Annotated in this window: 17 protein-coding genes; 3 read left to right on the plus strand and 14 right to left on the minus strand. The window is 52.3% G+C overall.

Going from position 1 to position 25,920, the window contains the following annotated elements:
• The first annotated feature begins 93 nt into the window (after positions 1 to 93).
• Entirely contained in the window at positions 94 to 1,356 is a 1,263-nt protein-coding gene (locus AC0YOA_RS26765) for a BaiN/RdsA family NAD(P)/FAD-dependent oxidoreductase (protein ID WP_475789236.1), read from the plus strand.
• A gap of 119 nt (positions 1,357 to 1,475) precedes the next feature.
• Here the strand turns inward: AC0YOA_RS26765 and AC0YOA_RS26770 are convergent, their stop codons facing one another.
• From AC0YOA_RS26770 to AC0YOA_RS26780, 3 genes are all read right to left on the minus strand, one after another.
• Entirely contained in the window at positions 1,476 to 1,871 is a 396-nt protein-coding gene (locus tag AC0YOA_RS26770) for a hypothetical protein (RefSeq protein ID WP_475789237.1), read from the minus strand.
• A gap of 114 nt (positions 1,872 to 1,985) precedes the next feature.
• Complete coding sequence (locus AC0YOA_RS26775; RefSeq protein WP_475789238.1) at positions 1,986 to 3,281, minus strand: ABC transporter permease; 1,296 nt, start codon at positions 3,279 to 3,281, stop codon at positions 1,986 to 1,988.
• A gap of 175 nt (positions 3,282 to 3,456) precedes the next feature.
• A complete protein-coding gene (locus AC0YOA_RS26780) occupies positions 3,457 to 4,158 on the minus strand; it encodes an ABC transporter ATP-binding protein (protein ID WP_210044112.1) in 702 nt (233 codons plus the stop codon).
• 179 nt (positions 4,159 to 4,337) lie between these two features.
• On the opposite strand from AC0YOA_RS26780, the gene AC0YOA_RS26785 reads away from it, so the two are divergent.
• Positions 4,338 to 4,643: a hypothetical protein gene (locus AC0YOA_RS26785; protein ID WP_475789239.1), complete on the plus strand. Its 306-nt coding sequence runs from the start codon at positions 4,338 to 4,340 to the stop codon at positions 4,641 to 4,643.
• Positions 4,644 to 4,772: 129 nt separating this feature from the next.
• Here the strand turns inward: AC0YOA_RS26785 and xylB are convergent, their stop codons facing one another.
• A complete protein-coding gene (gene xylB / locus AC0YOA_RS26790) occupies positions 4,773 to 6,269 on the minus strand; it encodes a xylulokinase (protein ID WP_475789240.1) in 1,497 nt (498 codons plus the stop codon).
• A gap of 49 nt (positions 6,270 to 6,318) precedes the next feature.
• Positions 6,319 to 7,632, minus strand: coding sequence for a xylose isomerase (gene xylA, locus AC0YOA_RS26795; protein WP_475789241.1), 1,314 nt, complete (start codon positions 7,630 to 7,632; stop codon positions 6,319 to 6,321).
• Between the two features lie 271 nt (positions 7,633 to 7,903).
• On the opposite strand from xylA, the gene AC0YOA_RS26800 reads away from it, so the two are divergent.
• Positions 7,904 to 9,064 carry an ROK family protein gene (locus AC0YOA_RS26800; RefSeq protein ID WP_210044108.1) on the plus strand — a complete coding sequence of 387 codons (1,161 nt, stop codon included), beginning with the start codon at positions 7,904 to 7,906 and terminating at the stop codon, positions 9,062 to 9,064.
• Positions 9,065 to 9,135: 71 nt separating this feature from the next.
• Here the strand turns inward: AC0YOA_RS26800 and AC0YOA_RS26805 are convergent, their stop codons facing one another.
• From AC0YOA_RS26805 to AC0YOA_RS26845, 9 genes are all read right to left on the minus strand, one after another.
• A complete protein-coding gene (locus tag AC0YOA_RS26805; RefSeq protein ID WP_475789242.1) occupies positions 9,136 to 11,268 on the minus strand; it encodes a serine hydrolase in 2,133 nt (710 codons plus the stop codon).
• A 748-nt stretch (positions 11,269 to 12,016) separates the two neighbouring features.
• Entirely contained in the window at positions 12,017 to 14,056 is a 2,040-nt protein-coding gene (locus AC0YOA_RS26810; RefSeq protein WP_475789243.1) for a glucuronyl esterase domain-containing protein, read from the minus strand.
• Between the two features lie 27 nt (positions 14,057 to 14,083).
• Positions 14,084 to 15,229 (minus strand): cohesin domain-containing protein, encoded by a 1,146-nt coding sequence (locus AC0YOA_RS26815; RefSeq protein ID WP_475789244.1) that lies wholly within the window; start codon positions 15,227 to 15,229, stop codon positions 14,084 to 14,086.
• Between the two features lie 331 nt (positions 15,230 to 15,560).
• Positions 15,561 to 16,346: an AraC family transcriptional regulator gene (locus AC0YOA_RS26820; protein ID WP_475771869.1), complete on the minus strand. Its 786-nt coding sequence runs from the start codon at positions 16,344 to 16,346 to the stop codon at positions 15,561 to 15,563.
• Entirely contained in the window at positions 16,336 to 18,588 is a 2,253-nt protein-coding gene (locus AC0YOA_RS26825; RefSeq protein WP_475789245.1) for a helix-turn-helix domain-containing protein, read from the minus strand. The genes AC0YOA_RS26820 and AC0YOA_RS26825 overlap by 11 nt, the downstream gene beginning before the upstream one ends.
• 138 nt (positions 18,589 to 18,726) lie before the next feature.
• Complete coding sequence (locus AC0YOA_RS26830) at positions 18,727 to 20,367, minus strand: extracellular solute-binding protein (RefSeq protein WP_475789246.1); 1,641 nt, start codon at positions 20,365 to 20,367, stop codon at positions 18,727 to 18,729.
• Positions 20,368 to 20,535: 168 nt separating this feature from the next.
• Positions 20,536 to 21,459, minus strand: a complete 924-nt coding sequence (locus AC0YOA_RS26835; protein ID WP_475789247.1) for a dockerin type I domain-containing protein — start codon at positions 21,457 to 21,459, stop codon at positions 20,536 to 20,538.
• A gap of 42 nt (positions 21,460 to 21,501) precedes the next feature.
• Positions 21,502 to 22,536, minus strand: coding sequence for an S-layer homology domain-containing protein (locus tag AC0YOA_RS26840; protein WP_475789248.1), 1,035 nt, complete (start codon positions 22,534 to 22,536; stop codon positions 21,502 to 21,504).
• 85 nt (positions 22,537 to 22,621) lie between these two features.
• The gene (locus AC0YOA_RS26845; protein ID WP_475789249.1) at positions 22,622 to 25,906 is read right to left on the minus strand and encodes a carbohydrate-binding protein; all 3,285 of its coding nucleotides are present in this window, start codon (positions 25,904 to 25,906) and stop codon (positions 22,622 to 22,624) included.
• Positions 25,907 to 25,920: the final 14 nt, after the last annotated feature.

A 25,920-nucleotide genomic window follows, 5' to 3' on the forward strand; every position in this document is an offset into this window, starting at 1 on the left:
GACGCAAAAAGAACAAAGGTAGTATGATAGTGGGGACGAATCTGGCTGCACAGCAGCATTGTCCAAATAACTGTTTATGAGCGAGGAGAATATATGAATTACGATGTCGTCATTGTGGGAGGAGGGCCTTCCGGACTAATGGCTTCCATTGCTGCAGCAGAAAGAGGAGCCCGGACCCTGCTTATTGATAAAGGCAATAAACTGGGAAGAAAGCTTGGCATTTCAGGAGGCGGCCGGTGCAACGTGACCAATGCCAAGGAGCTCGAGGAGCTGATCCGTCATATCCCCGGCAATGGGCGGTTTCTCTACAGCGCTCTTGCCCAGTTCAGCAACCGCGACATTATGGTTTTTTTCGAGCAGCTTGGCATTCCTTTGAAGGAAGAGGATCGCGGACGAATGTTTCCTGTATCGGATAAAGCCAAATCGGTCGTGGAAACTCTTATCCGCAAAGCGAGCTCGGAAGGTGTCGAGATGCGGGTCAACGAGCCGGTGGCCGGTCTACTGATTAAGGACGGAGAGCTGCTTGGCGTGAAACTGCGCTCAGGAGAAGAGATCAGAAGCGCAGCCGTTATCATTGCGACCGGAGGGAAATCTGTGCCGCATACCGGCTCGACCGGTGATGGCTATCCCTGGGCGGAGCAGGCCGGTCATACGATTACGGAGCTGTACCCCACGGAGGTGCCGCTTACCTCGGCCGAGCCCTGGATCCAGAACCGCGAGCTTCAGGGCATATCCCTGCAGAGCATCACGCTCACGGTATGGAATGCGAAGGGAAAGAAGCTTGTTGAGCATGAAGGGGATATGATTTTCACCCATTTCGGCCTGTCGGGTCCTGCCGCACTCCGCTGCAGCCAGTTTGTCGTAAAGGCGCTCAGGAAGGATCCCAAGGGTGAGGTAGTGGTCAGTATTGATTTGTTCCCGGAGCAATCGGCCGACGAATTATACACGGGCACGATGTCGCTCATCAAGGCGGAGCCCAAGAAGGCAATCAAAAACGTTCTTCGCTCGATCGTGCAGGAGCGGCTGCTGGAATGGCTGCTGCGCCGCAGCGGAATTTCGGGGGATTTGACCTTTGACAATGTGGCGAAAGGACCCTGGATGGAGCTTATGCGGCTGATGAAGCGGATTCCGGTCAACGTAAACGGAACCTTGACAATCGAAGAGGCTTTCGTTACCGGAGGCGGCGTAAACCTGAAGGAAGTCGATCCCGGAACGATGCAATCCAGGCTGATGCCGGGGCTGTTCTTCTGCGGCGAAATTTTGGATATCCATGGGTACACCGGGGGTTATAACATCACGGCTGCCTTCACAACCGGCTACACGGCGGGAATGAGCGCCGCTGCGCTGCAGCAATAAGTCCCTTCGGCATGAACAAAGCTGACAGCCATTATGGCGCTGTCAGCTTTGCAGGAAGGAACGACGGACGCTGCATGCCTGTAAAGCCGTCTATTCCAGGTTTTGAGTTGTCGCGTTACTCAATTATGCACATCGCCGGAAAAATGATCGTAAGTGCCGCTATCGCAGCCAGTGAGATCTTCCTGCCGGGTATCCTCATCGCGGTTGTGCAGGGAATCCTCGGCATCGGGCACATTTAATTCCGTTTGCCCAGGCTCGCTTTGCTCCTCTTTGGCGATCCAGTCCTCATTGACCATATGCGCCGGAATGGGAATTTCCTGCACAGCCAGCTTGCCGCCATGCGCCTGCGCGATCTCGATTGCGGAGGTCAGATCCCCCCCGTCCAGCTGAATATGAACATTAGGTTTTCCATCCAAAAGCACTGGAGCATAACCAAGCTCATCCAGCGTATTGGATGCCAGCGCCGCGTCGTTCTCATCAGCAAATTCAAACAGCAGGTCCATATAATTTCGCATCGCGCACACTTTCCCTTCCTACTTGGAATGTCGACCCTATTGTCAACAGTGTGCCCTTTTTAATGCTGCGCCATGCAGACCTGCCGTTCAACGCCGACTGAATCCATCAGAGATTCAGCCCTTCTCCTGCTTGAATCTGAGCATCATGAAGGTGGACAGGAATTTATTGATGACCATCCATATGAATACAGCCGGTACGATAAGCAGGAGCCCCCCAAGCCCGTACATTTGCAATCCCCCCACCAGGCCCATAAACCCAACGGCAGGCACCACGATCCAGAAGCGGATACGTTCCCCGGACTGCATGAGAACGTCGTCCGGCCACTGGAACTGAGCAATAAAAGCCTCAGCAATCACATTCCGCCAATGAGACTGGACCCAAAGCGACAGCAGAATAGGGAAAACGGCGATTATGAGCAGCTTCAATCCCCCTGGCGACAAGCTGACGGCAAGCACCGAAAGCGCGGCAAAGCTCAGCCAGATCCGCAGCAGCGAGAAGCGCCTCAGGAAAGATTTCAGGACGGCCTCCGCCAAGATGGCCTCCGCATCAAATGACTTGAAAATCCGGTTCGACTGGCGGAAAATCAACGGCCGGTTCAACTGGATACGCGGCTTGCGGGTGATGACGCCCCGCAGAAGCAGCCCTGTGACGGCCAGACGGGCCTTATGCTCCTGCTGGACGTCCGAGTCGAATGTATCGCGCGCCCGCAGTTTCAGGCGCATCAGAGCCAGGAGAACGACGGCTCCAAGCGCAATCGGCAGCAGCAGCTGAAGCCAATCCGCTCCGAATATGATAACCGGTATAATATAGGTGGCGCCCAATATAATGGTGGACAACAGCTTCCACAGCCATTTGCGCCAGCCGCGGTAGCGCCCTTCGATCAGGTTGCGCCAGATTGCTCCGATCATTGACCACACAAGGGTAAAAACAGCCAATGACACGACCGAGCTCATCGTGAGGCCATGCAGGGTAATGAGAAAAGGAAGCAGGAACGCGTAGATCAGAACAGTCAGAATGGACAGTATGACAGCCGTGTAGCCCATGCCGCGCAGCGTCAGGCTGCGTCCCCATTCTTTTCTCTGCAGGAGAAAGAGCACGTCGGCGTCTTCCGCGAACGTCCGCAAACGTCCAACCAATACGGCAATCAAAGCAACCCGCTCACCAACCCACAAGGGCATGTCGGCAAGCCAGACCGGAGGGTCGCGCCACAGCTCCACATAAAGCCCGCCCCCGATCCAGAGTCCGGGGATCACGATATAAAGCCACACCGACCAATCCAGAGCCGTACGCCAAACGCCCCACTGCTCCCGGATATAACGGACCGCCCTGCGGCGGAACAGCTTTCTTGCCGTCCAGCTCCCGGGCTTGTCCTCTTTCACATCAAGCGGTGCTGCTGGTATTGACTCCACCTTAGAACCTCCCAAGAAGAAACGGCTGCCCGTCTTTCTTTGACGGCGCAGCAGGCTTCTTCATCTCAGAAATATATGTTGAATGTATAGACCGGATATTAGACTTACTTCTAATTAAAAAACATGATGGCCGCGTTCTGCGCCTCTTCCGGCAGGTGATGCCTGTTTTCCCGGATCAAGTAAGCGCATAGAAACAATCCGTAAGCGGCGCATCCGCAGCGCAGCCTGCCTGCTCCCTGACGGCGTCCAGCGTCCCCTGGGCGACAACGGAGCCGCCATTAATAAGCAGGATCCGGTTGCAGATTCTCTCGGCCGTATCCAGCACATGCGTGCACATCAGGACTCCGGCCCCGCGGCGTCGTTCCGCCTCCAGCAGCTCCAGGAAATCGCGGGTCGCGCGAGGGTCCAGGCCTACGAAAGGCTCATCCACCACATATACATCAGGCTGCAGCATAAAGCCGATAATAAGCATCATCTTCTGCTGCATCCCTTTGGAGAAGCCAGTAGGCAGACGGTGACGATCATCGGTCATGCGAAACCTGTCCAGCATCAATCCGGCTCTTTTCATAAAAGTCGTCTCATCCAGTCCATAGGCTGCCGCCGCCAGCTGCAGATGCTCCCAGAGCGTCATATATTCATACAGCACCGGCTGCTCCGGCACATAGGCGTAGCGTTTGCTCTCGCCTGAGAAGACGATCGTCCCGTCCACATGGCGGAGAAGTCCCAGCAGCGACTTGATCGTGGTGCTTTTGCCCGCACCGTTGGGACCAATCAATCCAACCAGCTCGCCTGCCTCTACGGAAAAGGAAACGTCGCGGATAATCGGCTTGCTCTCTTCATAGCCGGCATTTCGGATGTCTACCGTTAATACGTTCATCGTTTACGTGCTCACTCCTTTATCTTCACCGTGGCAAGCCTATTTCACTTCATTATAGTATATCGTACTCCGTCAATCACGTATAACCATCTTTAGAATGAGGAGGCATTCATGCATACAACAGCGGTCCCGGCCGTGATATACTCTTTACTACCACTCAAAGCAAAGGATGAGGAGCATTGGCCTTCGGCATAACGAGAGCAGAACTGAACCTTTGGAAGAAAACCGTCTTAAGCGGAGAAACCGCCTATTTGACCCACTACTGGTACGATCCGCGTTTTCCCGATATCACCTCCGTCACCAAAGTCGGCAATGCCAACCTGAAGCAGCTCAGGATATGGTGTGTGAAGCATGGATTGAATACCAAATATATTCATGACCGTCCCCCTTTTCCCCATTTCGATCTCATGGGGGAGAAGCAGCAGGAAATATTGATGAAAGAGAATCTCCAGGACCATTTAACCCGGTTCAAACTGGGCGGATAGCTCCGTATCTCATCCGCTGTCTTCTAATATAAAGGCACGAATATAGAGGCACGAAAAATAGCCGCTCCCTTCGGGCACCCCGAAGAAAGCGGCTCAATAAGCCAGTGCGCTAAACGGTAATACGGATAACTAGTTTCGGAAAGACTTCAACGCCTCGTTCAAACCACGCGTCTGGCCATATACCTTCTGATAAATACGGAACAGGCCCGCGTAAGCGTCTACCGCCGCCTGCTGCGGCTTATAGACAGATGCCCGCTTCACGAAACGTTCCGCGCATGCATCCAGACTTTCGAACCAACCGCAGCCATAGGCGGCCAGCATAGCTGCTCCAAGGCCCGGTCCCTGCTCATTCTCAAGCGCAACGACGTCGGCATTGAAAATATCGGCCTGCATTTGCAGCCAGACCGGATTCTGCGCACCCCCGCCGATGGATACGATGGTATCGACCGTCTTGCCGGCCTGACGGAACAGGTCAACAGACTCGTTGAGCGAGAAGGTAATGCCCTCCATAACCGCCCTGGCAAAATGCTTCCGTTCATGCGAGCCGTCTATGCCGATGAAGCTTCCGCGGATGACCGAATCAGCATGAGGCGTACGTTCTCCCACCAGATAAGGTGTAAACAACAGGCCATTCGCACCCGGAGCAATCCCGTCAATGCCGAAGAGCAGTTCATCGAAGGACTCGCCCTTGGCGAACGTATTCTTGAACCAGCTCAAGGAGTATCCGGCCGCAAGCGTCACGCCCATGGCATAGAAGGCATCCTCCTTGCCGTGGTTGAAGAAATGAACCTTGCCGGCATAATCATTGCCGCTGCCGCCCTCGTAGGAGAGAATAACCCCGGAGGTTCCGATGCTGCACATCGTAAGTCCCTCCTGCAGGATGCCTGCTCCAATCGCGCCGCATGCATTGTCCGCACCGCCAGCGAATACTTGAGTCGCAGCGGGCAGACCTGAGCGCTCAGCCGCCTCAGGCAGCAGCGTTCCAACCCGTGCATGCGATTCAACCAGCGGCGGGCAGAAGGATTCGCCAAGGCCGAAGGATGCCAGCACATCGCGGCTCCATTTTTTGCCCGCAACGTCCAGCAGCAGCGTTCCCGCCGCATCGGAGTAATCCATATTCAGCGTGCCTGTCAGCCGGTAACGGACGTAGTCCTTGGGCAGCAGGAACAGCTCCGCCTGCGCGAACAGCTCCGGCTCATGCTTGCGCACCCACAAAATCTTCGGCAGCGTGAAGCCTTCCAGCGCAGGGTTGCGCGTAATGTTGAGCAGACCTGCTCCCAGCGTCTGTTCAATTTCGCGGCACTCTGCCGTTGTGCGTGTATCATTCCATAGAATGGCGTTGCGCACAGGATTGCCTTCCCCATCCAGCAGTACAAGTCCATGCATTTGACCGGAGAAGCTGATGCCTTCTACCGCTTCCGGCGCAACTGCCGATGAGCGGAGCAGCTCGGCTATTGCGCCGAGCGTTCCTTCCACCCAATCATCCGGACGCTGCTCGCTCCAGCCGGAATGCTCATGGAACAGCGGATATTCCCGGGTAGCTTCGCCGGCGACCGCACCGCTGTTGTCAAGCAGCAGCGCCTTCACCGCGCTTGTGCCAAGATCGATCCCGATAACATAAGGCATATAAGCTCAGAGCCTCCCTCTTAATAGATATTAAAATTCACACTCGAACTTATACGTTGAAAATAGCTTCGTTCAACATCAGTTTAATCCGCTCCTGGCGGCCCGAGATGTTGACGATCGGGTTGTTCTGCAGGGCATACTGCTCCAGCGTGTGCAGCGTGGCTTTGCCGGCAACGATGTCTGCGCCGATGCCTTCGCGGAAGCTGCTGTAGCGGTTGTCGAGCACATTGTCGAGCACTTTGTTTTCAATCAGCTTGGCGGCCGCTTTCAGTCCCCATGCATAGCTGTCCATACCGGCGATGTGAGCCAGGAACAGATCCTCGTCCTCGAACGATCCGCGGCGCACTTTGGCGTCGAAGTTGATTCCGCCGTCGCCAAGTCCCCCGGCTTTGAGCACTTCGTACAAAGTCAGCGTTGTCGCATACAGATCTGTCGGGAACTCGTCGGTATCCCAGCCGATCAGCAAATCGCCCTGATTGGCGTCAAGCGATCCCAGCATGCCGTTAATGGCGGCTACGCGGATTTCGTGCTCGAACGTATGGCCGGCAAGCGTCGCGTGATTCGCTTCAAGGTTCAGCTTGAATTTATTTTTCAAATCATATTTTTGCAGGAAGGCAATCGTCGTCGCAGCGTCAAAATCATACTGATGCTTCGTCGGCTCTTTCGGCTTCGGCTCGATCAGGAATTGGGCATCAAAACCGATTTCATTCGCATAGGCGATTGCCATATGGAACAGACGCGCCAAATTGTCGAGCTCCAGCGCCATATCCGTGTTAAGCAGCGTGTCGTAGCCTTCGCGGCCGCCCCAGAATACATAGTTGGAAGCGCCCAGACGCTTGCCCACTTCAAGGCTTTTCTTCAACTGCGCTCCGGCATAGGCATAAACATCCGCATTGGAGGTTGTGCCTGCGCCATGAACGAAACGCGGATGCGTGAACATGTTAGCTGTATTCCACAGCAGCTTTGTTCCGGTTGACTTCATGTTCGACTCCAGCAGATCTACAATGGTATCGAGGTTTTTGTTGGTTTCCTGCAGCGTTTCGCCCTCAGGCGCGATATCGCGGTCATGGAAGCAGTAATAAGGAATGCCGATTTTCTCCAGGAATTCGAAATTGGCGTCTACGCGGGCTTTCGCCTGATCCATGGCGTTGGCGGAATCCCAGCCGCGAACCGCTGTGCCTACACCAAACGGATCTGCTCCGGATGCGGTAAATGTATGCCAGTACGCTACAGCAAAACGAAGATGCTCTTCCATCGGTTTGCCAAGTACGATTTCCTGAGGGTTGTAATGCTTGAATGCAAGGGGATTGTCCGAACCTTTGCCTTCAAACGCAATCTTGCCGACTGATTTAAAATAACTCATAAATTTGGGCCTCCTAAAATGGTTTGTGACGAGCTGTTTGATTCTTGAAAACGTTCTTATTGTTATATTAGCATTCCCGAACTTGGTTTGTCCATTAAACTAAGTCAAATTTTCAAAAAATAAATTTGCCCTTCTGCTTCTGGCTGCTTCCTCCCGCTCTTATTATCCTGAGCAAACAAACAAAAGATGCAACCTTCGTCCTGATCGTGGTAAAATCGTTCCCATATCCATGATAGTGGACCAGGAAACTGGAAGAAAGGAAACCTGAGCGATGAAAACGACCGGAGATTTGGCCCTTGTCAAAAAAATCAATACAGCGATTGTGCTGGATGCCGTTTTGAAGAACGCTCCTCTATCCAGGGCCCAAATATCCGAGCAAACCGGACTTAACAAAGCAACCGTATCCAGTCTGGTTCAGGATCTAATTGATGCTCATCTGGTTATTGAGACCGGTCCGGGCGAGTCAAGCGGTGGACGCAAGCCGGTTATGCTGGTATTCAGGGGCAGCGCAGGTTACGCCATTGGCATCGATCTGGGGGTGAATTACATCCGCGGTGTTCTTACGGATCTGGAGGGAGCGGTCATATCCGGACGCGAGCTGACGCTCAAGGCCCATGAGATTGAAGATGTGCTGCCGAAGCTGAATGACTGCATCGAATCCTTGATCGCAGCCATGCCCGAGAGTCCTTACGGTCTTGTGGGGATCGGCATTGGCGTCCCGGGAATCGTCAATGATCAGGGCGACATCCTGTTTGCGCCGAATCTGGCCTGGTCGCATGTGCCGATGGAAGCCATCATGAGAGAGCGCTTCGGCGTGCCGGTTACCATCGACAATGAAGCGAATGCCGGAGCCCAAGGCGAGCAGAAGTACGGCGCCGGGCGCGGAATTGCCGATCAAATCTATGTCAGTGTGGGAATCGGGATCGGAACCGGGATTATTCTCGGGAAAGAATTATACAAGGGCGCTTCCGGTTTCTCCGGCGAGCTCGGACATTTGTCGATCGAGATGAATGGCAAGCCCTGCCGCTGCGGCAATAAAGGCTGCTGGGAGTTGTACGCTTCCGAGAATGCGCTGCTTGAGCAGGCCGAGCCCTTGGGCTATGGCGATCTGGAGGCTCTTTTGGCAGCTGCCGGCAGAGGGGATGAAAAGGTAATCGAGCTTCTGCGGAGGATCGGAGAATGCTTGGGGATTGGCATCGCCAATATTGTCAACGTGTTTAATCCCGAGGTCGTCATTATCGGCAACCGGATGAGCCGGGCCCGCGAGTGGATCGGCGATGCTGTGCGCGATGCCGTAAGCAGACGTACGCTCTCTTATCACCGGGAGAAGCTGCAGATCCTGTTTGCGGAGCTGAGTGAGCAGTCTGCGGTAAGAGGAGCCGCGTATTATGCAATCAGCCGGTTTTTCGTGAAAATAAAAGACGGAGGGTAAGCCCGTTTCATTCCTGAAATGGGCTTACCCTCCTCTGAAATAGCGGGAGTATCGGTGAAACGCGCTGAATCTTATGATGCTTTTGCAGCCGTTTCTGCATCGGGCTTGGCCTGCTGCTCTGCAGCCGCCTTCTTCGCGGCCACGATTTGATCGGTTGGCTGGGTAAGGATGGCGAACAAGACAGCCGCTTCCTCTTGACGTGTCACCGGCTTCATCGAATGGAAGTCGGCAGCGCCGCCGGGCTCAATCTGAACCTCAGGACCATGCAAGCCCAGTGCAACCGTCATTTGCACGGCTTGAACGGCCCATTCCTTCGTTTTCCCCGACAGCTTCACATCTTCAAAAATCTCCGGCGGGTACTGGGCTTTGAGAAGCCTCCACAGCGTGACTGCATACTCCTCGCGAGTAATAGCCCGATCCGGCTCGAACTGGCCGGCGCTGTTTCCCGTGACCATACCAATTTCATAGGCCATCTGAATGAAAGGCGCAGCCGGATGACCTTCAATATCCTTGAAGGCAAGCTCGGTTGTTTTACTGCCCTTGATAAGACTTGCTTCCAATATTCTCTGTACAAACTCCGCTCTTGTTACGTTTTCCTCCGGATTGAATGCTTCTCCGGCATCATTAGGATAATAACCCAGAGACTGCAGCGCGAATATATATTTGGCATACGGGTGGCTCTCCTTCACATCGGTGAACCCGACTGCCTCCTTACCCTTGCCGCTGTATCCCAGCGGATTAATATAGGGCTCCTTCATATACGCGACTTGTCCGCTTTCGTCCAGCTTGAACGCTGTAAATTGATTGGTAATATTATCAACAAACAAATTATCGTCTACTTGCCGCAGGCTGCGGGGACCGAGAAACGTATCGGAAATCGACAGCGCCCCCTGCTCATCCGCACCAAGCGATGACACAAAAACATTCAGCCGGAGATCGGCATAAAGCCCTTTGAACTTATCCAGCTCTTGCGGGGACTGCGGTGTATATTCGTCCAGCTCAGCCGGCTTGGCGTACTGCGGGAAGAACGTTGATATGAACTGGGGGTAGAATAGATTCCGCAGTGCTCCCGCTTTGTTGTAAGTCAGGAAAACACCTGTATTCTGTTCGGGAATCAGGAATAGATAAGAGCTGAAGCCGTTTAAATCACCGGCTTTGGTAATGATTTGCGGACTGCTGCCGGCTCCGGGAAGCTGGAAGGGCGCCTCAAAACCATAGGTGGTATCGGGCAGAAGAGGATGAATAAAGGAACGGTATTGTTCCATCGACGCTACGGATTCCTCTGACAAAATATGGCCTGAGCCGCTTGTTCCCCCATTCAGGAATGCCGTCATAAATTTGCCGACATCCTCAGCGGTCGACAGCATCCCCCCATGCGGCATAACGGTTGGTGTAACCGTATACAGCTCAAGCGGTTTATCGGCTGCATCATAACCAATCGCCAGATTCTCTTTCAGCTTTCCTTCAAGCAGAAAACCGCTGTTCTCCATACCGAGCGGACCGAATATATGATCGTCCATATAAGTCTGGTAGGGCTCTCCACTGACCTCCTGGACAATAAGACCCAGCAGCAGATAGGCGAAATTATCATACATGTATGAAGTCCCGGGCTCGCGGACTACCGGCGGCATATGCCCGCGAACATAGTCTTCGATCTCCACGAACCTGTCGAAGTCCTGATGGATATCCTCTGCCTGCGGATCGCGGATTTCAAATCCGGTTGTGTGCGTAAGCAGCTGCTCCACAGTGACAGGCGTATCAAACGGATTGTCGAAATCAAGACCGCTGACATAGCTGCGGAAATCTTCTTTCAAATCGATTTTCCCCTGCTCCACAAGCTGCATAATGGCCGCAGCGGTAAAGGTTTTGGATACGGAAGCGATGCGGAACACGGTCTGGGCCGGGTCTACCGCTTTCTGCTTCGATGCGTCTGCATAACCATAGCCTTTTTCGGCGATGATCTGGCCGTCTTTGACGATGACGACGGAAGCTCCGACATAATTGGGTTTCACAACATCCGACGAAAAGAAGTCATCCAGAAATACTTCCGCGCTGCTTGCCGTCAGGTCCTTCGGCTGCTGTAAATCGCTGCTGCTAACCTCTGCTGCAAGCGCTGTTGGTGTTATGAGTGATATGGACAAGGCCGCAATAACTAACGATTTAACTCCTGCATAGGACATCGACTTCCAAAATAACCGTTTCAATTATCCGCTCACTCCTCTTAACCGTTTATTTTTTCCATGGATTGTTGTTTTATATAGATGACTGTTTCCGAAATCCACAATTCTATCGCTATGGCAAGAAATCACCTCCGTCAGGTCATTGGATCATCCACGCATGATAACCCTATCGATTGAATATCACTTATCGATACATCCATTATGGATATATCTATTAAGGATATAGTAAATCAAAGGGGTAATTTTTGTCAACTGGAGATTTAAGCGGGACAATTGACTGTTTGAGTGTAATAATATTACGGCAGCGAATGCTCAGTCGTTCCATAAGATTCCATATTGGATAGGTTATTGTTATGAATTCCTTTGCTAGCCACATTCAAGGAATGCCGCCAGTATAGGAAGCTCGATTACCCGTTCGCCCTCCTTGGTACATGTGCAAAATAAACGAATGAAAAACTCGACCACCATGCGCGGAAAATAAAAACGACCAGTTCCCAACAGGTTTATAAATCATGATCTGTGGATTTGCAATATCAATATTATTGATTGATCAATTACAAATATGTAAATTGATTTTTACTTACATATCTTCAGTCATTCACTTGATTCAGACTACTCTTCAATTTCAATATTACGCTTTACTTATCATATCTGCTACCTTTTCGAGCCAAGCTTTCCGCCGACGTACATCATGCGGCGCATGAAGAAACCCAAAAGCTGCGGCATATTTTTGTCCGCAGCTTTTGGGCTTGATTTTAGACAGGCTCGTTCATCAATTATTCAAATCGTCCGGTATATCCATGGTCAACGAGAAGGTATAGCCAGGAAGCACATCCGGGAATTCAATGCCATCAATATGAATAACTTTGACAGGGTCGAATTTGGCTGTGACCATTTTGCCCTGCGCCTCGTCGAAGTAGCGGGCTTGACCGGCTTTGTAATCCCTGCCAAACCGGCGTATCATGACGCCATAGTTTTGGATTTCAAGAGAGTACTCCGTGCTTGGTGCGTTTACATTTGCGGAAGCGTTATGAATATCCTTTTTTAGCTCTTCATAGCTGCGGCTGTCGAAGGAAACGCGGATGGTGTCGGGGTTGATTTTTTCGGGAAAAGCCCAATGCCATGTATTCTCTTCGGATTCAAGCAGAATTTCCGGACGGAACATGTATTCCAATGTCATACATTCAATCTTGATGTCGCGGCTGCGCTTCTCTGCGCCGGAAGCGGTAATGGTATAATATCCGGCCTTGGTTTGATTGGGCGCAAGCTCAAATGACGCTTTTCCGTTTACGACATTCCGGGTGCTCAATACGTTGCCGTCAGGGTCCTTGATCGTAACCGCAGAAGCATCGGACACAACCGGTATCGTTACAGGAAGCCCCTCTACAAAATCTCGTTTATTAACGGTAGCAACGCCATACTGCCCCGGGACCGACCATGGTATTGCCGTCGGGTCGATTTCAAACGGGTGGAACGTGAAGTCTCTTGGGACAACGGATTGGGTTGCAATGTCATTCCCGCGGTAATCCGTGAATGTTGGTGCACTCCCCCGGAAGTTCATGTCCGCCATGGCAAAAGCCGAGGCTGTTTCAAGATTGGTTTGCGCGTGTCTTGTCTTGGGGGAGATGACAAGCCCAAGGTTCTGGGACGCACCCAGCAATTCAAATACGGGTTTTGCGCCGGCTGTGGAGATAGCCACACTTTCAGGACCGTTCCAGAAATCGTCCATACCTTCTGTTATCATCACAGGGCGCGGCGCCATCAGCGCAATCAAAGCATGGTGATCCAGCGGATAATCATACTTGTTGGCGTTGGTGAACTGCTGCACACGAGACGAAAACCATGCAACATAGCTGCCCTGATTCTGACTCATCTGTTCTTTGCGCAGGCCTGTGCGGGCGCTGTACAAGCTGCTCGGATCCATTTCGTCTGCTGTATAGTTCGTATAGGTGTTGTTGTTGCCTGCGGGATATTTTTTGGAGTCATGGGTAAAACGCAGACTGGAAGCGCCCCACTGGCCGGAATGCTGCACATACGCCATACCCATGCGCTCATCAAAGGCGCCCGCCAACAGCGCTCTCTTGCCATTTTGCGAAAATCCGGCAGAAATCATTTGGGTTTCGTCAATTTCAGGGAAAAGTCCCTTGCCAGTAACCGGATCACGCCATTCCAGAGCATCTATAACCCGTGATGCGGCCCATGCGCTGGCAATCAGCTTGCCCGTGTTGAACTCGACACTGTCAGGATCATAAGGGAACAAGTCGTAATACGTCCCGGTGTAATTGGCGTTATTGCCGACATTGGTGTTGCCTGGCCATGGGATAGAGGCATATCCCTTGGCTAGATAGCCAGTCGGACCGCCGCCGATAAACGCCGGAACCGGGAAGCTTTGGCCAATGGCATCAAGATTCTCCTTGGTTGGAAGCGTGAAAGCAACACTAAAGGTCGTTGTTTTAACAATCGGTGCTGCCTGGTCGTCAGGATTTGGATATTCTTTGGTCATGGTCACATTCAGCGTATTGCCGGTACGTGTTGCCACCAGCGTATCCGGCCTTTGAGTGTAGCCGTATTCATAATATTGAAGCATATTGGCAATTTCCGCACGGCGCGACGTCCAATCCGCAGCGGTTTCAACCATAGATCCGTCATTAAACTTAAACAGATTAGGCAATTCATAAATAGGCTGAAGGCTTCCGACATTCGGAAAGGTCGGGAAGGCCGTTGGCGTTGTGGCGGCGTTTGCTGTAGAAACCGTCTCTGAAATCATTAATAGACAAAGCAGCAGGAATAATAGTTTCTTCGCTCTGGACATTGTGCATCCTCCTTGTTATCTATTGGCCTACCATTCAATGATCATTCGGGCTACCAGCACCAGATCCTCGATATCGATCTTGTTGTCGCCGTTCATGTCACCGCTCTTCACCAGATCCCAGTCCGGATCAGCTGATGTTTTGCCGTACGATTTTGCCATAACTGCCAAATCGCCCACACTCAATTGATCATCGTCGTTGTAATCTCCAGGAATGTATACAATGACTGAATCGCTGAATACTTTTACCGCTTGCCTCAATTGATTTGCAGCCTGTTCGATATCCGTCAATGTGGAGGACGGATTGTTCAGCACCTGCTGTGCCGCCACGATCGCCGCATTCAGCACCGCTTTCGAGCCTGCCGGATATTGACCGACCTGTTTTCCTTCGACTGCGTTGTCATGCAAGGTCCCCGCTTGTTCAATCAACTCGGCCAATGTCAGCTTCTCGACGCCGATAATCTCGATTGAATGCGAAGCTCCCGAGACTTCATGTTCTGCTCCTGCACCGTCAGCGACCACCGCATTCGTGATTTTGACATCCGCTTGCCCGCTCGCAGCGTCCGCTTTCGCCTTGAAGCTCAGCTTCATCAGGCTGCCGTCCGGACCGGTCTGTAAATCGCCGAGGAAAATGCTAAGGAAGCGAATAACCCCCGGTGCCGATTCTTTATGATCAACGATGATAAAGTCCTCGTCCAGCGATGACGAACCGACAAATTCCAGCTTGCCGGCATCGAAGGAAACGGTGATATCCTGCGCAAGCCCCTCGCCGCTGTAATCCTTCAAACTATAAGTAATGTCAAATGCTTCTCCGGCTGAAACAGTTCCGGGTCCGGTCAGAACGCTCCCGCCGCTGCTGCCCGATTTTATCCATTTTGCGAATAGAAACAGATTAGTTCCGGTTACTGGCGTTTTCAAATCCCATTTGTTAACGAAGGTCTCATTATCCAGGTACCACCCGTCAAACGTATAGCCTTCGCGTATCAAGTCTACCGGGGCTATATCTTCCACTGTGTCGCCTTCGTGCTTTGTTTCAAACATGCTCACGGTTTTGGCATCATCATTATTCCAGAACATGACGAAGACGCTGGCTTTGTCTGCGGCCATGGCATGCGTATTAGCCATTATGAAAACCATAGCAATCGCCAGCATGCAGGATAAAAGTCTTTTCCCCATAATCCTAATCTCTCCTTTGAATTAAGCTGCCTGGACGCCAAGGCACCTCTTTTCGATTATTTTATCCCCGAAGAAGATTGCCCAGATAAGAAGAAACGGCTTCGCCGTCCTTTGGCGGCAAAGTTAGTTTCTTCCCTCATAAGGTTGAAAATAGCGGCTGCATTATGCTCTACCTTTTCCTCCCTTCACTGCAGCCTCCTCTTACGTTGTATTATATGAATTCGATAATCTGTAATCCATGGATAAACCAAAAATAATTGGTAATTATCAAATATTTATAATAATATATCCCATATAAAAATCGTTAATTTTTTTGAAATTCTCAAACTAACTATAGTTTTGCAGCCATAGAAGGAGAATAACCTTTGCTCGCTTTGAATACTTTGCTAAAATACGAAATATCGTTAAACCCGCACCGGTCCGCTACCTCGCTCACGGTAAATCCCCCTGTATGCAGCATCATCTCCGCATGATTGACGCGTATTTTGTTGATATATTCCTTGACGGAATAATTCGTATTTTTCTTGAAAAGCTTGCCTAAATAAAAAGGATGCAGTTGAAGCATGGCGGCGATCTCCGCGATATCCACCTCTTCCGCGAAGTGCTCCATAATATACGCCTTGACTTTGTTCACTCTGGGATCATAGGGAGTGTCGAGGGATTGATCGTAATAAATCGACAGCAGACGATGAAGGATCAATTGAAATAGCCCCCGTGCCCGCATCACATATCCCGGCTGCTTGTTCATCCAGACATCGTTGAACTCTCTGATATGAATGAATATCTCATTGGTATTGAAATTCTTGTTCACCCTCTCAAATGGCAGAGGATTGTTGTGATAGGCGTCCATCCATACAAAATTGAAGGCGAACGAGTGCATCGGGGATTCCTTGACCGTCTTGGCCTCCCGGACGCAGCCCGCCGGAATATAGATGACGTCACCGGCTTCTACCGCATGCTGCCGACCGTCCACATTATAAACCGCCTGGCCTTCGACGACGAAAGTAAGATCATGAAAGTGGATCGTTTGCTTCTCTATTTCCCACTCGGGGAAGCAGCGCCGATCCACAAAATAAACGACTCTGGGAATATGGTTTTGAAATCGTTTAATGCCCATATGAACGCTCCCCCGTATTGAGCTCTTTCTTCTTCCTGTAAATCCCAGGCGTCACACCAACAATTTTCTTGAAGGCTCTGTGGAAGGAAACGGCATGAATATAACCCACTTGGACGGCAATATCGGGAATCGAATGATCGGTGGACAATAGAATCTGCTTGGCATTCTCCATTCTGACGACAGACAGATAATCGATGAAATTGATGCCTAATTGTTCCTTGAACAGGTAGCTTATATATTTCGGATTGATTTTGAATACATCGGCAAGATGAATCAGAGAGAGATCGGGATTCGTATAATGCTCATCAATATAGCGTCGTACCTCCTCAACTGTGGAGGCATACTGCTTGCTGTCCCGCAAATGCTTCATCTGTGCTTCGAAGGTCAGCAAGGGACCAAGAAACGATTGCTGCACCTCCTCCAGGCTTTCAAATGTGGAGAAGGTCTGGCTAAGCATCGGCAGCGCCAGACTCTCCCACACTTTCTGATAATCCACCGGAAGCTCTTTGATCTCTCTGTGGAATGTATTGAGAAGCACGTTGATCAGCGCAACGGCGTCATCCCGGTTCATGCTTCCTGAGCGGAACGAATCGAACAGCTCATTGAACGCTTCCTGCCAATTGGGCTCTCCCATCCGGTACATGACCGGTATTCGGCGGATTTCCGGCAAAAATTCATGAATCGACAGGTAGTACGTATCCTCAATGGTACTTTCCATAAAAATGACCTTGTTCGTTCCCGAAAAAATCTTTTGCTTCAATGTATCCGACGCCTGCTCGAACGAAAGCGAGATATTGTCCGGCGAATCGACGATACTGCCTACTCCAATCGTTACCGTATATTTCAAATGCTCCTGGACCCATCTGCGGAAGGGTTCGAGCAGATCCGTGACACCCGGCTTTTTTTGAACTTCATTATGAGGGTCGCCGAGAAGCAGCATAACCAGTTTGTTGCTCTCCAGCCATTCCAGCCAAATGGTGCATTTCACGGACAGGGCCACTTCCTTCGCAACGTTGACCATCGCGAATTTGATCAGATTCTGATCCCGCTGGTTGTATTCCACGCAAAATTGCGGATACTTGTCGATCTCGGCCACAATGACGCGAAACTGCTGCGAATCGTAAGGAAGCTGCAAGCCAGCCATCTCGCGCCGCCATTCCTCAGACCCGACGACACGGTTGCCCATGAGCACATCATGATAAAATACCTTTTTCTTATAGACCAAATCCTCCTCATGCGTTTTCTCGTAATCGATGGATTGGCGGATCAAACGGTCGATGGCGGAGTCGATAATGATCAATTCATGATTGCCTTCAAAATCGATGATATTGTCCTTCCGCTGTGTAAATGACTGCAGCCGGTCCATAATCGTACCGATTGGCTTGTAGTTGATTCTGGCGATAAATATAAACCACAAAATGCCAATAATCGTGAAAAATAATGCCGCAGCGGCAGGAATGATAATGGAGGCTTCGGGAAACTGCTTCACGGCAAAACGGCTAAGACCGCTGCGAAGCGTCCATCCTGTATATTCGGAGCGCAGCTCCGCCAGAATTTTCCCGTCCTCCTCCGAGCCGGAGCCACTGAAGGAATGGCCGGACCGGTTAAACAGCTCAATATAGCCGTCGTTTATTTGGGAATCCGGATTCAGCAGCGCCTTAATGGAGGAGGTTTTGACATTAACCACCAGGGCTCCGAGCTCTCCGTTCGCGAACGGAATATCCTTCACCAGGGAGACGACCTGTTCCGTCCTGCCTTGAAATATCGGCTCCTGATAGCTTCTTGGATCGCTCCACGGCTTGGAGGGCTGCTCCTTCAGCTGCGGAATCAGAAAGGCGGCATCCGGGAATGCGGACAGGGGGATCCGCATCAGATTAGTCAGAACCGTATTGTCGCTTCTCCGGTACAGATAGACCGAGTCGATCAGCGGATTAATGACCTTCCAGCCTCTGATCGTCTCCGAGGCTGCGCCTTCCTCCAGGACGAGGCCCTTGCTGTCGTAGAAGAAGCGAATCAGCCTGGAATTATCGGACAATTCCTTTATTACCAGCTTATCAATCTCCTGCAGCGAGTAATCGACCAGCCTCAGCAGACGTTCGGTCGCTAAAGCATTGACCTGCTGCGAGGCTTTCTTGGACATGTCGTTCAGGGAGATGAAGGTAATGCAGGCCAAAGTGATAAGCACCATCACGAAAAAGGAGACATAGGGAATGAGCTGTCGATATAACCATTTCCGGTTCACGGGGGCGCCTCAATTCTTAAATGAGCATTGTATTCACCAACTGATACAATTTGTATCCCAATTGACACAACAACAAGCGTTTGCAGCAGCGCAGCAAGCTTGACTTAAGACCGCTATTTTGCAAGGTTAACCGGCACCCTACCGGATAGAATAATAGTCTTTGGTGAACAGCACTCTATCCTTTTTCTCCGTGAACCATTTTCCGTAATATTCATCCACCGCAAGCCCTCCGGACTGCTCCCAGGCATTCCGTGCGTCCGCCACGGCCTGCTCAACCGAATACGACGGGTTCACAATCGCTTTATTATAGATGTCGGTAAGCGCCTTGGTGCCGTCATTGATGGATAATTGCAGCGTCTGGGGCAGTGTCGGCCAATTCCCGATGGGATAAGCGAATTGCAGGGCGGGATTCAGAGAGAATTTCTCCCCCTGCTTCTCAATCATGATGTAATCCTTGTCGATCGGATCCTCCGGATTAAGCGAGGCCGCCAGCGAATTGCATTTGCCCAATATGATGCGTGAAGCCGGCATGTACAGATCCAGGGTCCAGGCCATCTCGCGATTATACTTCTCCCGGCTGGTATATTGATAACAGCCTTCCTTATTGATGAAATAATGCTCGCCTTCTATCCCGAACCGGAGCGCCGTCAAGGCTTCCTCCGACACGATAAAGTCGATGAATTTCATTACATCCCTGGGGCTTTCCGCCTGCTTGTTGATCGCTCCGACGAGCTGAACCGGGGCTTTGGCGAACGGATTGAATTGACCGAATGGCCCCTCCGGGAGCGGCATTGCCTTCACTTTGGCCGACGGGACTTTATCAATGAGCGATTGGATAATGGGATAGGCATCCTCAATGCCGCTGCTTACCCAGAAAATGCCGAGCTTGCCGTTCACAAAATCGAGCTTGGCCTTCTCCCCGCTGCTGTCCGCCAGGAAATTATGGTCGATAAGTCCGTCCTCGAACAATTGTTTCTCATAGTCCAGGGCAGCCTTCACGCGGTCCCATGCCCGGATAACCTTCCCGTCTTCAAGGATATAACCGACGTTCTGGAACATCATATCGATAGGCCGTATGCCGCCTGCCGTTTGACCGTTCAGCAGCGAGCCCAATCCCGCAAAGTTAATTCCCAGCGTATCCTTGATGCCGTTTCCGTCAGGATCCTGATATGTAAACGCTTTCGATACTTCATATAATTCTTCTGCCGTACGCGGCTGCTCCAGATGGAGCGCATCGAGCCAATCGCTGCGGATGAGCAGGGAATGATTGGTCTTGATCCCTGTTATCTGGGCGATCAGATACATATTGCCGTCCTCTTCCGTGGCCAGCTTGCGCACCGAAGGATACTCATCAAGCAGCTGCTTGTAATCCTTGCTGTAGCGGTCTACCAGATCATCGATGGGAAGCACCTGCTGATTGGCAATCAACTCATTAAGAAAGGACCATTCGTAGTCCAGGATCAAATCCGGCGCTTTTCCCGATGCCAGCAGCATCTTGTACTTCTGCACGGAATCGCCGCGTGAGATCGGAACAAATTTGACATTCACAGGACCATGCTCGTTAATCCACCGGGTCCAGCGGTTATTGTCTACCGTGCCTTCCGCGGTGGGAACGCTTCCACGATCATAAATGCCGACGGTAATTTGAGGCTTTTCTGCTGCAAGGGGCGGGGCGGAAGATTCTGCTGCCGGGTTGCAGGAAGTCAACGTCAGCAGCATGGAGAAAATCATTAAGGAACTAGCGGCATTAAGTACCCGGAATCGCTTCCATATAACCATGGATCTGTCAGCCTCGCCTTCTCTTATTTCACCAGCTTTTGGAAGTAATATCATTGTAGCAGGCGTGGGCTGGAAACGTCCATATACTTGTTTCCGAGCCTTAACATTATTCCAGAAAGAATCTTCCTTCCACCATATCATGCATGCTTTGTGGCAGTTTTTTATTCCTTATCCGGCAAAAATCGCTGCTGCTATTTCCGCCAAGTCTTGTATATTGACTATGCCATCTCCGTTCAGGTCATAATCCTTGGCTTCCATCCAATCCGGCTGCTCGGGCGTCCGGCCGTAGAATCTTGCGGTAACCGCCAGATCGCCTACGCTCACTTTCCCGTCGTGGTTGTAATCACCAGGCGGCGAGGTGCTTATCGTCACTTGATGGGCTCCGCTGCCCACTGAAGTTTCTATGCCTTGATCGTCACTGACAATCAACCTGGTGACGGTAATCGCCGATGCTCCCGATGCCGCTTCCGGCTTCACTTTAAACTGCAATTTGACGAAGTCACCGCTTGGACTGGACTGCAGCTCTCCGAATCGGACCGCTATGAACCGAATTCCGCCCGGTGACTGGACATGATCCAGGATCGCGTAGCGTTCCGCATCCAAAGCCTCTGTGCCGATCAGTTCCAGTTGATCCGGATTATACGTCAAGGTCAGATCCTCAGCGGTTATGGCGCTCTTCCGCCCGCTTAATCCGTATATCAAGTCAAAGCTATCACCCGCTCTTGCGGTACCCGGTCCGGTTAATACGATGGTTGGTGTCTCCTCCGGCACGCCCGACAGTATCCAGCGGGCAATCTCGGACACGTCGGCTATATCCACCTGCCCGTCCCCGCTCACATCCGCACCGGCATGGCTGCCCCAGTCGGGATCGGCGGATGTTCTGCCGATAGACGAAGCTGCAATAGCCAAGTCCCCGACCGATCGGTTGCCGTCTTGGTTTAAATCCCCCTCGACGGCAGGAAGCAGCTGGATGCTCCCGGAAGAAGGACTCTCCGCTTTATCAGCCTGCGCAGCCGGCAATCCTCCGAGGCTTGCTGTCATACCCAGCAGTAGTGCCGCCAGCAATCTTCTCACGCCCGCTCCCAATCTCATAGGCTTTACCATTCTCCTTTCCTGCAGGTGCAGCTTCACGCGTTAATCCACCCGGTAGTCCAGCAACGCCATAATCAGGGTCACGGCTTCCGCACGGGTTGCCGTACCAGCAGGATCAAAACGGTTGTTTCCCTTCCCGTTTACAAGTCCGGCTTCCGCCGCTGCCGCGATGGCAGGATGTGCCCAGGATGGAATGGTGCCGGCATCGGCAAATTTGGATTTCCCCTCCGCTTCCATATTCAGCCCTGCAGCCCGGGCGATCATGACCGCCATTTCAGCACGGGTAATGGAATTGGCGGAACGGAAGGTGTGGTCCGCATAACCGACGATGATGCCCGACCCTGCCGCTTCCGACACAAACGGCCTCGCCCACTCGGGAATTCGGTCCAGATCGGAGAAGTTCAGCGTCACGCCGTCTCCCGACGCGGGCAGCTGAACCGCACGCACCAGCATCGCGGCAAATTCGGCGCGGGTAACCTTGCCATTCGGACGGAAGGTGCCGTCCTCATAGCCCTTCACAATACCGAGTGCTGCCGCCCGCTCGACGGCCGCCTTCGCCCAGTGACCATCCAGATCGCTGTATGAGACGGCATTCTCCGCCGAAGCGATATCAAGCTTCAGCTCAACATCCGGGCTCAGCGTCACCGCCTCAACCTGGCTGTCGACGAGCTTGACCCTCGTCAGCACAACAGCCGTCTCACCTGCGGCAATGCTCTCAAAGGACAAGGTCGCAATCGCAGCCTTGCCATTCTCCCCCGCAGTCTTGCCAAGCTTCGTATGCGCAAAGACGATCTCCCCGTCCTTGTCCATCGCGGGTACGGTAAGTCCAGTCCAGTGTGATGAAGCGCTCTTGAAGCGCAGATGCTCCGCATCATAGCTCATACGCAATTCATAGCCATATAAATCAGTCAGCTGTTCCCCTTGGACCGTCACGCGGATGTCCTGACCTACAGCGGGAGCCTCATTGTTTGCCGATAATGAAAAATGCGGCGTGTCCGCTCCCATTGCAGCATAAGGGAATAATGAAAGGCCAAGCAGCAAGCATAAGCCCAGTGCGGTAAATTTGCGTCTCAACATGCATATCCATCCCTTCCCATCAATGGGGGGGAGGAAGACGTGAATCCCATGTCTTCCTCCCAAAGCAATCGGTTCATTCCAGTATCTATTGCCAGTTGATAATAAGTCTTGCAACGGTTACAAGATCCTGAATATCGATAACATTGTCGTTGTTCAGGTCGAACTGCTTCAGATCATTCCAATCCGGATCGGTAGAGACTGATCCGTACGCTTTGACCATAAGCGCCAGGTCGCCGACGCTTACTTTGTTGTCATGGTTGTAATCGCCGCCCACCGGCACGATTACAGAGGCAAGGAAGGTCTGCAGCGCCGTATGAAGCTCCGCTGCAGCTTGCTCGATTTGCGCCTGCGTGGAGGACTGGCTGTCGTGTACGGCCTGTGCGCTGTTGATCGCAGCAAGCAGTACTGCTCTGGAGCCAGCCGGATATTGTCCGACTTGGCTGCCTTCCACTGCCGCATCGTACGCTTCCTGCGCCGCCGCGATCTGCACGGTCAGAGCCTGCTTGTCGATAACATTGATCTGCACGCTGTGCGACGTGCCTTCAAGCTGCTTCTCGACACCCGCGCTGCTCGCAACGACCAGGTTGGAGATGGTGACATCGGTGGTTCCCGCCTGCGCGTCCGACCGCGATTTGAAGTGGAGCTTCAGGAGATCGCCGTCAGGATTGGCCTGCAGCCCGCCCAGATGGATGGCGAGGATGCGGATTTGGCCCGGAATCTGCTTGTAATCCGCCACAATAAATTCATCATTTGCCGATGTTACAGGATTATCAATAAGCTCCAGCTTCTGCGGATCGTAGGACACGGTAATATCCTGAGCTGCTATTTCCCCCTGGGAACCATCCAGAGCATAAGTCAAATCGAAGGATTCGCCAGCCGAAACCGCATCGGCACCATTAAGCGCAACCGCGTTCGCCTGACTTGCAAGCTCCTTCAGCCCGGTATCATCCAGGTAGAAATTAGTTGTGGAGCTCGTTGTCGTATACACCAGCTGAAGCGCGCTCACATCACCCGGATCCTCGAAGGTGAACTGTCCCTTGACTGCCGTCCAGGCTGAAGCTGTCAATTCCTGCTGAGCGACTGGAACGGTATAGATTCCTTTGCTGGCGCTGGTCACACGCAGATAGATGCTCGCCGTATCATGCTCGAAGCCGCTGTTGTACGGATAGAAATATCCCGTAACCTCATATTTCGATTGATCATAAAGCTTGTTCAGAATAGACTGTCCGATGCCCACTGTCGGGTCTGCGGACTGCCGGTTCAGCAGCCGGCCTGCGCGCGAGCCGCTGTAAACGGAAGTCGTTACCGTATTGACCGTCCCATCGCTGTTTCCGCCATGGCTTCTGATCCAGGGAGAGGCTGAGGAGCCGCTCTCGAAGCCCGGATTGGCCAGCAGATTGTCCCCGATCGCCGGCGCCAGATTGCCATCGTTGAAGGCAAAGGAATCGACGTTGAACATCTTGCCGTCCCGCCCGCCGGTGAACACCACATACATATCATGGAAGCCGTAGGCGCCATCGGCCGAATTGGTATCGATCATCGTAGAGACCGTCAGCCATCGGCCGGGATCGTTCAGCGGAGGAACATTCATGGTGCCAACTACCTTGCCGGAAGCCGGATCATCGAGCCTGATCTCGATTTTGCCCCCGCCCTGGGCGGCTACACGGGCATTCATGCTCAGCACATACCGCTTGTTCGCTTCGCCATTTGCGGAGCCGTCTGCAAAATTGACATTCGCGTATTTGATGTAATCGCTATTGCTGAGACCGGTCACTGCCTGACCGCCGCCGCTGCCGCCGGTCGCCTTCACGCCCGGAGACTGGCCGTCATTTTCCTCTGCCTCATAAGTCGAGAAGACATCCTTCTGTTCGGGAAGCGCAGGAAGCTCGTATTTCTTTGGTATAAAGGTTGTCACACTGGAGCCCTTGAGCTCCATCGTGAACGATTGGCCGGAAACCGCGATATCGCCCAGCTTCTTCAAATTCTCATTGGGAGAGGTGCGGTACGGAACAACTGCGTCCACTCCCCCCGGGAAGTCCTGCAGATCAAAGGTAATGGTTTGCGGCCTGGAATCGTTATTGACCGCAACGATAGAGAAATTCCCCGTCTGCGGATCCTTATAGGCCGTAACCATAACCTCGTCCACAGGATTCTTGTCGGCGCCAATCATTACATAGCCCGGACGGATGAACCGGCTGTAGTTGCCGAAAGAATAATACCGCTTGAACACCCGGTACTGGCCGTTCTCCGTCGGCGCGAGCGCCTGATTGCTGCCGTCATTGCTCAGACGGATCAGATCGGAGCCGTCGGCTCCGTTGTTGGCGGCCGGCCACCACCAGAAGTAGGCGCTGATACCGGTATTGTGGAACATATTGCCGATCAGGTTCGCGTACCGCAGCGCATCGGTAATCGTGTTGTTCTCGAAGGTTTGCAGACCCGTTCCCTGATTCATATACTCGGTCTGCCAAATCGGCTTGCCTTTCTCCCTGGACACCGGAAATTCGGGAACATTCGTGCCGATTCCGTAAGCATGTGTAGCTACGACATCCACATAATTGACCGTCACGGGATCGTTAAGCGCAGGAAGCGCATAAGCTTCGGTGAAGTTCACATGCTCGGGCATAACGATCTTGGCCGGCACTTTTCTGGCAGCGAAGGTCGGTCCCAAATTATCGCGGATAAAGACATTCATTTCATCTGCCGTCCAAACCGTGCCGGAATAGGCAGGGCCTATATTCGGCTCGTTGGCCAGCGATATATAAGCGATATCCAGATCGAAATGCTTCTTGTAGCCCAGAACATATTCGGCCAAATAATCGGCATAGTCCTGATAATTCTCCTTCTTCAATTTGCCGTTGCCCGTACCCAGGACGCTGTTGTTCGTTTTCATCCAGGCTGGCGGGCTCCAGGAAGAGGTCATAAACGTCGTGACGCCACGCTTCTTGGCTTCATTCATGAACCAGATTTGATACTTGTCGAAGTCAGCCTTTTTCGTTGCCCACTGGGGATCGTCCCAGACAAATACGCCCTTCTCCGGTTCGATCGTTTCTGTCGGCCCATCGTACTCTTTGCTGCCCCATATGCCGCCGTCCCCCATCATGTTGCGGACGATGCTGATGCCGATGCCGCTTTCGCGGGAGAATATCATATCCAGTATTTGCGTCCGCAGAGGCTCCTGAAGCCGCATGATCGAGCCGGCCTTGTGGAAGGCCCCGGAGCCGCCAAAGCCGTCAACCTTTTGCAGCTCCGTGTTCCAGGTTACCTTGCTGACAGGGGCCGCCGCTTTTACTTCCGGCAGCACCCATCCGCTGACGACCAAAGAAAGACAAAGGCATAAACTTAAGAATTTGACCGCATTCCTCGTTATCATGAAGAACGTCACTC

The organism is Paenibacillus sp. JT22N12 (assembly GCF_056269365.1).

Excerpts from the sequence above, each read along its gene's own strand:
- AC0YOA_RS26845 (WP_475789249.1), bottom strand. The coding sequence starts at position 25,906 with ATGATAACGAGGAATGCGGTCAAATTCTTAAGTTTATGCCTTTGTCTT.
- xylB (WP_475789240.1), bottom strand. The coding sequence starts at position 6,269 with ATGCCTTATGTTATCGGGATCGATCTTGGCACAAGCGCGGTGAAGGCG.
- AC0YOA_RS26800 (WP_210044108.1), top strand. The coding sequence starts at position 7,904 with ATGAAAACGACCGGAGATTTGGCCCTTGTCAAAAAAATCAATACAGCG.
- AC0YOA_RS26780 (WP_210044112.1), bottom strand. The coding sequence starts at position 4,158 with ATGAACGTATTAACGGTAGACATCCGAAATGCCGGCTATGAAGAGAGC.
- AC0YOA_RS26830 (WP_475789246.1), bottom strand. The coding sequence starts at position 20,367 with ATGGTTATATGGAAGCGATTCCGGGTACTTAATGCCGCTAGTTCCTTA.
- xylA (WP_475789241.1), bottom strand. The coding sequence starts at position 7,632 with ATGAGTTATTTTAAATCAGTCGGCAAGATTGCGTTTGAAGGCAAAGGT.
- AC0YOA_RS26840 (WP_475789248.1), bottom strand. The coding sequence starts at position 22,536 with ATGTTGAGACGCAAATTTACCGCACTGGGCTTATGCTTGCTGCTTGGC.
- AC0YOA_RS26810 (WP_475789243.1), bottom strand. The coding sequence starts at position 14,056 with ATGTCCAGAGCGAAGAAACTATTATTCCTGCTGCTTTGTCTATTAATG.
- AC0YOA_RS26820 (WP_475771869.1), bottom strand. The coding sequence starts at position 16,346 with ATGGGCATTAAACGATTTCAAAACCATATTCCCAGAGTCGTTTATTTT.
- AC0YOA_RS26770 (WP_475789237.1), bottom strand. The coding sequence starts at position 1,871 with ATGCGAAATTATATGGACCTGCTGTTTGAATTTGCTGATGAGAACGAC.
- AC0YOA_RS26835 (WP_475789247.1), bottom strand. The coding sequence starts at position 21,459 with ATGAGATTGGGAGCGGGCGTGAGAAGATTGCTGGCGGCACTACTGCTG.
- AC0YOA_RS26815 (WP_475789244.1), bottom strand. The coding sequence starts at position 15,229 with ATGGGGAAAAGACTTTTATCCTGCATGCTGGCGATTGCTATGGTTTTC.
- AC0YOA_RS26765 (WP_475789236.1), top strand. The coding sequence starts at position 94 with ATGAATTACGATGTCGTCATTGTGGGAGGAGGGCCTTCCGGACTAATG.